Origin of the sequence: Microcoleus sp. MOSTC5 (genome assembly GCF_036701825.1) — a bacterium.
GTDB classification, from domain to species: domain Bacteria; phylum Cyanobacteriota; class Cyanobacteriia; order Cyanobacteriales; family Microcoleaceae; genus Microcoleus; species Microcoleus asticus.
The window spans coordinates 1-11,198 of sequence record NZ_JAUBRK010000070.1 but is presented as its reverse complement, the minus strand read 5'-3'; the positions used below and the strand labels follow the sequence as shown (position 1 = coordinate 11,198).

At 47.6% G+C, this 11,198-nt stretch carries 11 protein-coding genes; 6 read left to right on the top strand and 5 right to left on the bottom strand.

The window, feature by feature from the left end; translation table 11 throughout:
• Positions 1–505: 505 nt before the first annotated feature.
• The gene (locus QUA54_RS28535; protein ID WP_333190777.1) at positions 506–1,015 is read right to left on the bottom strand and encodes a hypothetical protein; all 510 of its coding nucleotides are present in this window, start codon (positions 1,013–1,015) and stop codon (positions 506–508) included.
• An 80-nt stretch (positions 1,016–1,095) separates the two neighbouring features.
• Between QUA54_RS28535 and QUA54_RS28530 the strand changes: the two genes are divergently transcribed.
• The 6 genes from QUA54_RS28530 (at position 1,096) to QUA54_RS28505 (ending at position 8,275) form a co-directional block, all read left to right on the top strand.
• On the top strand, positions 1,096–2,013 hold the full coding sequence (locus QUA54_RS28530; RefSeq protein ID WP_333417757.1) for a histone deacetylase: 918 nt from the start codon (positions 1,096–1,098) through the stop codon (positions 2,011–2,013).
• 232 nt (positions 2,014–2,245) lie between these two features.
• On the top strand, positions 2,246–3,358 hold the full coding sequence (locus tag QUA54_RS28525; RefSeq protein ID WP_333417755.1) for a glycosyltransferase: 1,113 nt from the start codon (positions 2,246–2,248) through the stop codon (positions 3,356–3,358).
• A gap of 239 nt (positions 3,359–3,597) precedes the next feature.
• Entirely contained in the window at positions 3,598–4,608 is a 1,011-nt protein-coding gene (locus QUA54_RS28520) for a glycosyltransferase family 2 protein (RefSeq protein WP_333417753.1), read from the top strand.
• Positions 4,609–4,805: 197 nt separating this feature from the next.
• Positions 4,806–5,387: a serine acetyltransferase gene (locus QUA54_RS28515; protein ID WP_333190060.1), complete on the top strand. Its 582-nt coding sequence runs from the start codon at positions 4,806–4,808 to the stop codon at positions 5,385–5,387.
• A gap of 29 nt (positions 5,388–5,416) precedes the next feature.
• Entirely contained in the window at positions 5,417–6,454 is a 1,038-nt protein-coding gene (locus QUA54_RS28510; protein WP_333417780.1) for a glycosyltransferase, read from the top strand.
• Positions 6,455–7,024: 570 nt separating this feature from the next.
• Positions 7,025–8,275 carry a glycosyltransferase family 4 protein gene (locus tag QUA54_RS28505; protein WP_333417751.1) on the top strand — a complete coding sequence of 417 codons (1,251 nt, stop codon included), beginning with the start codon at positions 7,025–7,027 and terminating at the stop codon, positions 8,273–8,275.
• A 163-nt stretch (positions 8,276–8,438) separates the two neighbouring features.
• Here QUA54_RS28505 and QUA54_RS28500 read toward each other — a convergent pair whose 3' ends face one another.
• The 4 genes from QUA54_RS28500 to QUA54_RS28485 form a co-directional block, all read right to left on the bottom strand.
• Positions 8,439–8,792: a DUF1257 domain-containing protein gene (locus QUA54_RS28500; protein ID WP_006635781.1), complete on the bottom strand. Its 354-nt coding sequence runs from the start codon at positions 8,790–8,792 to the stop codon at positions 8,439–8,441.
• 130 nt (positions 8,793–8,922) lie between these two features.
• Positions 8,923–10,443 carry a stress-responsive protein Ycf46 gene (ycf46, locus tag QUA54_RS28495; RefSeq protein WP_172188738.1) on the bottom strand — a complete coding sequence of 507 codons (1,521 nt, stop codon included), beginning with the start codon at positions 10,441–10,443 and terminating at the stop codon, positions 8,923–8,925.
• A gap of 107 nt (positions 10,444–10,550) precedes the next feature.
• The gene (locus QUA54_RS28490; protein WP_006635783.1) at positions 10,551–10,901 is read right to left on the bottom strand and encodes a hypothetical protein; all 351 of its coding nucleotides are present in this window, start codon (positions 10,899–10,901) and stop codon (positions 10,551–10,553) included.
• 102 nt (positions 10,902–11,003) lie between these two features.
• Positions 11,004–11,198 (bottom strand): hypothetical protein (locus QUA54_RS28485; RefSeq protein WP_333417749.1); only part of this gene is annotated, 195 nt, incomplete at its 5' end.

Genomic DNA, 11,198 nt, shown 5'->3' with positions numbered 1-11,198 from the left:
CCTGCTTGTCTTAAGTTTGCAACTCAAATTAACCGCAATTTGGTCATCTTTTATTGCAAAAATAAACCTCATCATTCGCTGCAAGAATTAACTATGCCGAAAAAAAGTTATGACTGAGGCACTCCAGACCAAAGAAACCGGATTTTTTAACTCTGTTCAAGGGCTGCGGCGAAGTATTTTTGTGCATAAAACCCCGTTGATGCGCCCGGAACAGTTTTTTGCTTGAGTTTAGCATTAATAAAATTCCCAGGAGCATAACGCAAGCTTCTTGACATTTTTCTGCCACCTTCAAAGAGTTTTAGCAAAGATAGACACCTGGACGCACCCCGAGGCGAAGAAACCGGATTTTTTACTCTTGCCCCGGGCTGCAAGGAAGTATTGCTGTGAAAAAAAATGGTTTCGACGCATCCGCCCATAAGTCTTAAGATATCTATAGGTAACTAAGACTATAGATCCATCAACCCGCATACAAAGCTTGCCGTATAAATTCTTTTCTAGGTCTTTTCTACGCAAGCAATTCCTTAAGTTTGGCAATATTTTCATTGGTGAGCGAGATTTTAATCTCCAGTTCTTGATCGGCCTCCCACAGCAGCAGAACGTTATCTTCCCCCAAGGCGATTTCGGGATTATTTAATTCAAGTGTTTGATATTTAACTTCGGGAAATCCTATGCGAATTACCAATTCGGATTCCAACTGAGGATAGATGTACAATTGCTGTTGCAGATTGTCTAGTTCTAGTTTGTGAACTGTGTTGTTACGTTGGACAGGAAAATCGGCTTTGTACCAATAGAGAGTTTCCTCGCGAATTTCGGGATTGACTATCACAAATGTTTCGTCAAAACGCTGAGGATGCCAGTGAATTTCGCTCAGACCGCCGATTTGCGGAATCAGTCGCTGTACCCAGCTAATTTCTTTGCCGTTGAGGTTTCCCCACCACTGACTGATATTATCGAGATTGTCAGCATTTTCGGGGTCGGTGCTGCCGGACTGCCAGACTGTTTTTAATGGTTGCATATAATACAGGTTCTCCTAAAAATTTAAATTTGAGATTGCAGGCTTTCCATTGGAGATTCATTCGTTCTACAATAATCTTAATGGACTTACCAATTATTTACCACGAAAATTACGTGGCACCCCTGCCACCGGATCACCGCTTCCCGATGGCAAAGTTTCGGATGCTTTACCAGATGCTGCTCGCGGACGGGGTAGCAGATAAATGTCAATTTCACGCTCCCGAACTTCCGCCTCAAGAATGGATTGAATTAGTCCACGACCACCGCTACGTTCAAGCTTACTGCAACGGGACGCTCGATGACAAAGCTCAGCGGCGAATTGGTCTGCCTTGGAGTCTGGCTCTTGCTAATCGCACTTGCACTGCGATTGCAGGAACGGTACTAACTGCCCAGCTCGCTGTAAAATGCGGTTTGGCTTGCAATACGGCGGGGGGAACTCATCATGCCTTTCCTGCTTTTGGATCTGGTTTTTGTATTTTTAATGATTTGGCGATCGCCTCCCGCGTCCTCCAACAATTGGGTTTAGTTCGCAAAGTTTTAATTGTCGATTTAGACGTGCATCAAGGAGATGGAACCGCTGTAATTTTCCAAGATGACAGCAGTGTTTTTACTTTCTCGATGCACTGCGAAGTCAATTTTCCCGGCACTAAACAAAAAGGCGATTTAGATGTACCTTTGCCGATCGGTATGGAGGACGACGAATATTTACAAACATTGGATAAATTCTTACCCGATTTGCTTTCAAATGTCAAGCCAGATTTAGTTTTGTACGATGCCGGAGTAGACCCTCATCACTGCGACAAACTGGGAAAATTAGCTTTAACTGATACGGGCTTATTTCGCCGGGAAATGCAAGTTTTGACGGCGTGTTTGGCTGGCGGCTATCCCGTTGCCTGCGTGATTGGCGGTGGCTATTCCGACGACATGAATGGGTTAGTTTACCGGCATTCGCTGCTGCACCGAGCCGCAAGTCAAGCCTACAGGCAATATAAACTTTAAGATTTGTAAATTATGCGACCAAAATCTAGATAAATTTAGTTAATACCACATAAATGAACGGCAGACAGCGCGAGCGATCGCACAAATTTTAGAGCCAGACAATTTATAGTTCATTATAGACTAGCGTTTAATCAATAAATAGGAGGTCACGTATGCAAGTTAATTCAAACAGCTCAGACTAGAAAAAACACAGGATTTAGAGTTTATAGAACCTATTACCAAGCGTTATTTGATGGTAATTAACGTCAGTTTCACCTGCGATGAAAAAGGTGACAGGTATCTCGATCCGATGTGGGCAAAAGACCTAACGGAACACTTCAGGTATCTTAAAAACTTCACCTTAGCAGCTCCCTGCCAACAAGAAACATCCCCAGGAAATGCAATTGTCGTCACCCGCGAACCATCGTTTTCTAACGTTAAAGCAGATATTGTACATAGTTGCGTAGCAGGCTGGCCCATTCCTATGGGGTGGTTAGTGACACCAATAGCCCTGATTCAGGGAAAATTCTACGTACTCGCAGTCGAGTCCGCACCGTGGCCTCTGGAACCAGGCACAACCATAAAAATAAAAGACAGAATCATCGCTTACCTATCGGAAATAGTGAATCGCTGGTGCGTAAATAATGCTAACCTGACAATCTTCACACAATCGCAATACCAGCAGAGTTTACTGACAAAGCGACAAGAACGAGGTCACGTCATCCACGCTTCTTGGATAGATGAAGAAAATATCATTTCTGAAGCCGATGCAGAGGAAATATGGCACAAAAAGCTATCCCCCTCAACCCAAAAACTCAAACTTCTATTTGCTGGCAGAGTGGAGTCCAGTAAAGGCGTGTTAGTTCTGTTAGAAGCAATGAAAATTTTGGACAAGAAAAACATTGCTGTCAATCTCGATATACTCGGCGATGGCACACTGTTAAGCGAATGCAAAATACTTAGCAATCAACTGCAAAAATCGGTTAACATCCAAATTTTGGGAACGATTGCTTACGGCAAAGAATTCTTTCGGTTGCTGCAAGAATATCACGCTATTGTAGTTCCCATTCTTTCAGAGGAGCAGCCCCGGATTGTTTACGATGCTTATTCCCAAGCAGTACCGATACTCGCAAGTAACACAGACAGACTGCGCGACTGCATTCACAACCATAAAACTGGTGTAATTGTTAATTCTAACGACCCTGTAGCCTTAGCAGATTTGATCGAATGGTCGGGGCAAAACTTGCCTCAGCTTCAAAGTATGGGCAAGGCATCTCTCCAGCAGGCTCACAGCATGACGCACCAAGAAATGCACCGTTCGCGGTGGCAGCTTTTATTGATGATGTTGCAGTCATCCAAAGTTTGAATTTAGCTCGTGACTTTAAGGAGTGCAACTTTCAATTTGAGTTTTTGTATCTTGTTGAGGGTTCGGTTGGTGGCAGGGTGTTCCAGTCCGTGCCGAAAATTTTGATGCCCCACTGCAAAATCTACTGCACGTCCCTTGACTGGTGCTAAAGTAGGAGGCGGAGATAAAAATAGCGATCGCCCTAGACTTGTCAAAAACCACAAGCTGAGCTAAAAAAGTTCATAAAGAGTATTGCCCTTATGTCGAATGCAAGTGCGTCTAGTCAGCCGTACTCCTTACTCGTAGTCATTGTTAATTACAGGACGCCCCGCCTGACAATCGACTGCTTGCACTCTCTAGTCGACGAAATTAGATCGCTCCCAAATACCCGCGTTGCAATTGCCGACAACGCTTCAGGCGATTCCTCAGTCGCAGAAATTGCCGCAGCCATCGCCGCAGAAGGCTGGAGCGAATGGGCATCCTTCGTGCCCCTAGACCGCAACGGCGGCTTCGCCTTCGGCAACAATGCCCTGATCCGTCCCGTACTGCAATCGGCCAATCCCCCCCCTTACTTCCTGCTGCTCAACCCAGACACTGTAGTTCGCCCCGGCGCATTGAAAGCTCTCGTCGATTTCATGGATACTCATCCCGAAGCAGGAATCGCCGGCAGCCGCTTAGAGAACCCCGACGGCACGCCCCAAGAGTCAGCTTTTCGGTTTCACAACATTTTGACCGAACTCGATTTCGGCTGGCGTCTTGGGCCTGTGTCGAAGTTATTGAAAAACAGGGTCGCCGTCCCTCCGATTTCTCAAGAAATCTGCCAAACTGATTGGGTGGCTGGAGCCAGCATGATCGTCCGCCGCGAAGTATTTGAACAGGTTGGCTTGATCGATGAAGCTTATTTCATGTACTGCGAAGAAATGGACTTTTGCCTGCAAGCAAACAAAGCTGGCTGGAGTTGCTGGTATGTACCTGAAAGTCGCGTTGTCCACTTAGTCGGTCAAAGCTCGGGCGTCACCGACACCAAAGCCGCCCGCAAGCGAATGCCCCAGTATTGGTTTGATTCCCGGCGGCGCTACTTTATCAAAAACTATGGCTTTCTCTACGCCGCCTTAACTGATATCTGCTGGGCTTCGGGTTTTGCTGCGTTCCGGGTGCGCCGCGCCGTACAAAACAAGCCAGACAACGACCCGCCAAACTACCTCCAGGATTTCTTGCTCAATAGTGTATTTTTCAAAGGAGGTTCGATAGAAGAATCGAAAATTTTTTAAAGGATTTTTGCAAACAAGTCTCAGCTCGATCGACCGTGTTAAATATGGCAAGTAAATCATTCCCTGAGAGAGCAAAAAGCTTGGTATTCCTCATAAAATAAACTCGTGCATCCGACATTGAAAATCTCAAAAACAGCCGATTATTGTCGGTATCAAGAAACAGCTAAAACCACCAGACAGAGTGTTGAGAAAAGCTTATGGTAACGCAGACGGACTTAATAAGTGAAAATCAAGTAGAAGCTCCTGCACTAGGATTGTGGCAACAGATTCAAGAAGATTGGATCGCTCACGGTCGCGATTGGACGAAGCCGGGATTTAGGGCCGTAGCTGTTCAGCGGTTTGGTGCTTGGAGAATGCAAGTTGAACCGAAATTACTTCGCGCTCCTTTGAGCATTCTTTACAGATCGCTATACCGAAAAGTTCGCAACACCTACGGCATAGATTTGCCTTACACTGTAAAGCTCGGTCGCCGCGTGGTGATCGAACATCAAGGCGCTATTATTATTCACGGATATTGCACGATCGGCGATGACTGCATTATCCGCCAAGGCGTAACCCTGGGAAATCGCTACTTGGACAAGCCGCTAGAATCTCCTCAATTGGGCGATCGGGTTAACGTCGGCGCTGGTGCAAAAATCCTCGGAAAAGTAAACCTGGGAGACGACGTAAATATCGGAGCAAACGCCGTAGTTTTATCAGACATTCCTGCCGGTCAAACTGCCGTTGGCATTCCGGCGAAGATGATTGCAACGAAAAAAATTCCAGACAAAAATACTTAAATTATTAGATAGCATTGATTATGTCTCAATTGCACAAAGTTGGATTGGTGGCGATCGGACGCAATGAAGGCGATCGCCTCCGAGCGTGTTTGCAATCAGCGAGAGTCCAAGTAGCTCTGGTGGTTTATGTCGATTCTGGCTCAACAGACGGTAGCTTGGAATTAGCCCGATCGATCGGAGCGGATACAGTAGAACTCGACCTATCTACACCTTTTACCGCAGCACGCGCCAGAAATGAAGGCTTTGCCCGCTTGCTACAATTAGCTCCCGACATTGAATTTGTCCAATTTGTAGACGGCGACTGCGAAATAGTTGACGGCTGGCTCGATCGAGCCCAGGAAGAACTCGCCGCCAAACCCGACGTAGCCGTAGTGTGCGGGCGCAGACGCGAAAGATTTCCCAACGCCACACCATACAACCGACTGTGCGACATTGAGTGGGACACGCCTGTCGGCGAAGCCAAAGCTTGCGGAGGCGACTCCATGATGCGAGTCAAAGCATTCGAGCAAGTCGGCGGTTTCAACCCCGCACTCATTGCCGGCGAAGAACCGGAACTCTGCGTGCGGCTGCGCCAAAACGGTTGGAAAATCGAGCGCTTAGATGCAGAAATGACCCTGCACGACGCCCAAATGACTCGTTTTGAGCAGTGGTGGAAGCGCTCTCAAAGAGCCGGTCACGCCTACGCCGAAGGTTCCTGGCTGCACGGTAACACCCCCGAACGCCACTGGGTCAAAGACACGCTCCGCATCTGGTTCTGGGGATTCGTTTTGCCAGCGCTAGCATTGGGTACAGCCTGGTTCACCCACGGGTGGAGCTTGTGGTTGCTGGCCGGCTACCCGGTACTTACTTACCGAATTTACCGCCAGATGCAGCAGCAACGGCATTTGCCAGCCAAGGATGCTGCGCTTTATGCTATATCTTGCGCGATCGGGAGATTTCCCCAGTTGCAGGGTCAGATTCAGTTTCACCAGCGCCGCTTGCTCGGACAGCGCAGCAACTTGATCGAATACAAGACATCAAACCCATCAATTGAGCAAGTTAGAATTAGTGCTAAGTCTACTAAGTAGGTTAGCAATTCTCAACTTAACTTGTTTTTTTTTGCAACTTCTCCCCTGTAATCCCGAATCCGGTGTTGGTGTAGAGGCGGGTTTTCTCCCCAACCTTTACAGCCGACGCCCGCACCTCAAAAAAAACGCAGCCGATCGAGTAATTTCTGCAAAACTCAACTTACAAATATCGATTTATAAACAAAGGCTTCCAACGAATAAACAACCCACAATTAAAAGTTTTATTAATTATAGAGCAGTGCAACCCCGAGGCGGCATCTGTACCTTTAGTATGTTACAAATTTTTCCAAGCAATTAGCAAACTCGTAGATGCAACTCTTGTTACCCAGGAAAAAAATAAAACGCCCTGTCAAAGTTAAAAGAACACAAAAACATTATTTGTAAAGTTCAAAGCGAACAAAATAAATACTTTACTTAGTGGAAATGCTGCTGGTAATTAAAGGCAAAAGTAATGGCTTTTTAGCTAAGGTTTTAAGCTATCCAGTTTATGCAGAATTAAATCAATGATTGGCGAAAAAACAGGTTTTTAGTTTAAAGTGTCTATGAATGCAGTTGAGTTCAAAACCACTTATGCGAATTGTAATTGTTGGTCAAAATGCCTCAACTCAATTCGGCGGCGAGGCATTGCTGCCGCTGAACTACTTCAGGATACTTCGATCGCGCCAAAAAGAGATCTGGTTAGTAGTCCACGCCCGCACCCAGGCAGAACTCACAGCGCTGTTTCCAGAAGCCCGCGATCGAATGCACTTTGTACCCGACACTTGGCTGCACCGGCTGCTTAACAATTGCGGGCTATTTATCCCTGCAAGAGTGAATGAATTTACTTTTGGGCTGCTCAGTCACCTCTACACCCAAGTCCTACAGCGTCGTATTGTCCGGCGGCTGGTGAGCGAACACCAGATTGATGTTGTACACGAACCGACACCAGTCTCGGCAACAGTTCCTTCGTTGATGTTCGGATTGGGAGTTCCGGTAGTTATCGGGCCGATGAACACGTCGGTTAAATTTCCTCTGGCTTTTCGATCGCGCCAAAATCCGATCATCGATCTTTTAATCGCGATCGGTTACCAGTGCGTCGATTTCTTCAATCGTCTTTTTCCTGGTAAAATCAAAGCGGAGACGGTCTTAGTGGCAAACGATCGCACGAAGCAGGCACTTCCGGCTGGGGTGCAGGGTAAAATTATTGAACTTGTGGAAAACGGTGTAGATTTCTCGGTGTGGCGATCGGAATCTACCGTATCTAAGGAACCCAACCCGCAAGTTCATTTTGTGTTCTTGGGGAGGCTGGTAGACTGGAAGGGTGTAGACTTACTGCTAGAAGCCTTTGCACCCGTTGTTGCTCAAACCAATGCAGTTTTGGAAATCATCGGTGATGGGAAGATGCGAGAGGAGCTAGAAGCTCAAACAGCTCGTTTGGCGATCGATGATAGCGTCATATTTAGTGGCTGGCTGTCTCAGGAACAGTGCGCTATCAAACTGCAACAAGCTGATGCAATGGTGATGCCGAGTTTGCGAGAGCCGGGGGGAGCCGTGGTTTTGGAAGCAATGGCCGTGGGGCTGCCGGTCATAGCGACGAACTGGGGCGGCCCAGCGGATTATATGGATTCCACTTGCGGTATTTTAGTAGAACCAGCTTCTAAAGAAGGCTTTGTCCAGGGACTGGCAGATGCGATGCTGAAGCTCGCTCATTCACCCGAATTGCGACAGAGTATGGGTTGTGCGGGACGGGAGCGCGTCCGGCAGCATTTTGATTGGGAACGGAAAGTCGATCGAATACTTGAAATTTATCAACAAACGATCGACCCTTGCCCGAAGCATTAGGTAGCCGACCATTAAAGCAGCAGCTCTCACGTTGAGAGCTGCTGCTTGGGGGTGCTAAAAAAGTATGTGGCGACCCAAAAACCCCACTCTACTTCCTAGCTAGCTAAAAACGGGTTAACCCGTTTGTTTGGTTAACCCGCGAGCTTGGGAACGCGCAGAGCGATTAATTTTGCACTACCAGCTTGACGTTGGCGTTTTGCAAACCGCGCTGCTTGACTGCTGCCAAGGTCTTGTTAACTGCGTACTTCTGGTTGATGGAGTTGATTAACTCAGTTTGATTGTGCTTTTTGGCGACGCCCCAGAGGTCAGCAATCAGGTCAAAGGAACCATCGCTATTGCGAGACCAACCCAGGTCATATTCGCCTTCCAGAATCGCCACGATGTCGGAGCGAACGCGCTGACCATTATAGCCACGAACATCAGCTTCTGACTTGACTGAAATGCCCAGGTCGCGCAGGGAAGCTTTCAGGATTTCGGCATCGGTGATTTTGGTACGCAGAGTGCTAAAGTGAGACATTGGATTTCCTCCTAATAAAACTGAGAGAGAAACAACAACGGTCTGGATTTAACGGTGCCGCTGGGCGGCTCTTCAATCGAACTGCTAGCTGTTGCTAGCCTTTGCTCCTGTTTGGACCAGGAGAAAGCTTTTAGAATTCCATTCGCTGGTATTCAGCGACGGAAGACGCAGCGGGCCGTGCACGCTGTCTAGCCCAATCTCGCAGGGCGGTGACCTGTTCGGTCATTGTTTTAGACAGTGGCATTGTGGATTTAATGGCCGCGATGATGTCTAGCTGCGTAAACTCTCGATCTTGAGCGAAGGCTTCGTACATGGCTGCTACTAGCGCTTGCTCAATCTCTGCACCTGAAAAGCCGTCGGAAACGTTGGAAAGTTGCTCTAAATCGAAGCGAGTAATTTCCCGACGCCGCTTTGAGAGGTGAATCTTAAATATATCTTGGCGTTCTTCTTTGGTAGGCAGGTCAACAAAGAAGAGTTCGTCGAACCGGCCTTTCCTCAAGAATTCTCCCGGCAACCGCTCGATTCGGTTGGCTGTTGCCATTACGAAGACTGGGGAAGTCTTTTCTTGCATCCAAGTGAGGAAAGAACCGAAAATCCGGCTGGAGGTGCCTCCGTCTGAGTCTGCCGAACCAGTGCCTCCTGCAAAGGCTTTGTCTAGTTCGTCAATGAAGAGGATGGCTGGAGAGATGGATTCTGCGGTTTTCAGGGCGTTGCGGAGGTTGGCTTCCGATCGACCCACCATCGAGCCGTCGTAGACTCTACCCATATCTAGCCTCAGCAGGGGCAGTCCCCAGAGGCGGGAGGTGGTCTTGGCAATCAGCGATTTTCCGCATCCCGGTACGCCGAGAATTAACATCCCTTTTGGTTGAGGCAGACCGTATTCTCTCGCCCTTTCTGTAAAAGCGTTGGAACGCTGCCTGAGCCACCTTTTTAGCTCTTCTAAACCCCCAACTGCATCCAGGGTTTCGTCTTCTTCAATGAACTCTAGAATGCCGTTGCGGCGAATTAATTGCTTTTTCTCCGACAGAACGATGTCTACTTCTTCTTCTGTTAGGCGCCCAGTAGAAACTTGGGCTTTGCGATAAACCTTTTCAGCTTCGTCCTTGGTCAATCCCAAGGCTGCTTTTAAAAGTTTTTCTCGCGCTTCTGTGGTAATGCGTCGCGATTTCGTTTGCTCCAACTGGCCAGACAATACTTGGTTGAGTTCCTTCATGTCTGGGAGCGCGAAGTCTAATACCACTACTTCCTTTTCTAGCTCGATCGGAATTTGCTGCAAAGGAGACATCAGTATAATTGTCTTTTGCGTTCCTTTGAAGTTGGCGATCGCATCGCGCAACCACCTCGTTACCGGAGGAGAATCTATAAAAGGATGGAGATCTTTGAAAATGTAGATGCTAGCGTTACTGTTGGGTTCTCGCTGCCTGATCACCCATTCAATTGCTGCCTCTGGCGAGACGGTGTTGTGCTGGGTGGTGGTGCGGGGTTGACCGTACTCCACAATGCCGTGAGTTACAGTCCAGATAAATACTCGTCGCTGTGGTTTGGCTTGAGCTATTGTCGAAATTGCTTGCTCACACCGCTCTTCCTCGGATGTCACGAGGTAGATCAGAGGATATTGAGCTTGGATTAGAATACTGATCTCTTCTTGCATAGTCCTCGACCCACTAGAGACGGTGCTATCTTTGCTGAATCTCAATGCTGCCCTTTGCCCTGTTACTGAAAATTTCAGTTCTAGCTTTTTGGGGAAGCAAGGCATTCTTAGCAGGGAACCAATTCTTCCTCTCCCGGTTTAGCCGTGCTGGCGCTGACGCCCGACACCTGCTTTACTGGAAGATCCTGCTCAGCCAATACGCTCGGCTGACTTGTTACGGATGCCAGTTCTCCATCTCGCATTACTACTGAACCCGTGCATTCTGGACAGTTGTATACCCGATGGGTTTGTCCGTAGGAGGCTTCCACTTCGTCAACCAGTTCGGGGTTTCCTAGGTAGAAGACAATTGCCCTTTCTGCAATTGATGACATCGGTTCAGTTTCGACTGCGGCTCTGATTTTGAGCTGGCGATGCAGTTCAGGTGGAAGATACAATGTAACTTTTTGCTTTTCTTGCATATGACAGTGAATTGACTTACCCGGGTATGTATATCAGATTAGCCGCTTCATTCTTTGCTGTCAAGCCTCTATGCTGCTTTAGCGTCATCTTGTAATATTTCGTTACATTTGACGTGACTCTGGGTCAGTTAACAACGGAAAACTGAGGAGTGTAGCTGATGAGGCAGAGGTGCAGCGGCAGGTATGGGTAGCGTCAAGGACGATCGACCAACTATAGCGATCGCAAATGATTTGTAAATCATAAATAATGTATAATGAGGATGTAAACCTAAGTAGGAGTTGAGATGTCCCGAGAGA

Coding starts and splice junctions, on each gene's coding strand:
- QUA54_RS28535 (WP_333190777.1), bottom strand. CDS start 1,015: ATGCAACCATTAAAAACAGTCTGGCAGTCCGGCAGCACCGACCCCGAA.
- QUA54_RS28530 (WP_333417757.1), top strand. CDS start 1,096: ATGGACTTACCAATTATTTACCACGAAAATTACGTGGCACCCCTGCCA.
- QUA54_RS28525 (WP_333417755.1), top strand. CDS start 2,246: ATGGTAATTAACGTCAGTTTCACCTGCGATGAAAAAGGTGACAGGTAT.
- QUA54_RS28520 (WP_333417753.1), top strand. CDS start 3,598: ATGTCGAATGCAAGTGCGTCTAGTCAGCCGTACTCCTTACTCGTAGTC.
- QUA54_RS28515 (WP_333190060.1), top strand. CDS start 4,806: ATGGTAACGCAGACGGACTTAATAAGTGAAAATCAAGTAGAAGCTCCT.
- QUA54_RS28505 (WP_333417751.1), top strand. CDS start 7,025: ATGCGAATTGTAATTGTTGGTCAAAATGCCTCAACTCAATTCGGCGGC.
- QUA54_RS28500 (WP_006635781.1), bottom strand. CDS start 8,792: ATGTCTCACTTTAGCACTCTGCGTACCAAAATCACCGATGCCGAAATC.
- ycf46 (WP_172188738.1), bottom strand. CDS start 10,443: ATGCAAGAAGAGATCAGTATTCTAATCCAAGCTCAATATCCTCTGATC.
- QUA54_RS28490 (WP_006635783.1), bottom strand. CDS start 10,901: ATGCAAGAAAAGCAAAAAGTTACATTGTATCTTCCACCTGAACTGCAT.